This is a genomic window from Achromobacter sp. SIMBA_011, from assembly GCF_046535435.1.
Lineage (GTDB): Bacteria > Pseudomonadota > Gammaproteobacteria > Burkholderiales > Burkholderiaceae_B > Achromobacter > Achromobacter dolens.
The window spans coordinates 1-229 of record NZ_JAWRWN010001350.1; the positions used below are offsets into that span (position 1 = coordinate 1).

Sequence of the window (229 nt, forward strand, 5' to 3'; positions counted from 1 at the left end):
TGATCGTTCTCGTCCTCTTCGGACGCGGCAAGATTCCGGAACTGATGGGTGATGTCGCGAAGGGCATCAAGAGCTTCAAGAAGGGCATGTCCGACGATGACGCAACGCCTCCGCCGGCGGCCGATGCCAATACCACTGCCAAGACCGTCGACCACAAGGCTGACGAGATCAAGTAAGCGGCTTATTGCCGCTTGGTGTGAGACTGGCGTTAGGGTCTCGGGAGCATATT

The 229-nt window shown here is 57.6% G+C and carries 1 protein-coding gene; it reads left to right on the top strand.

Annotated elements, in window-relative coordinates; genetic code table 11:
• The first annotated feature begins 44 nt into the window (after positions 1 to 44).
• A complete protein-coding gene (locus tag SB816_RS35470; protein WP_410548681.1) occupies positions 45 to 176 on the top strand; it encodes a hypothetical protein in 132 nt (43 codons plus the stop codon).
• Positions 177 to 229: the final 53 nt, after the last annotated feature.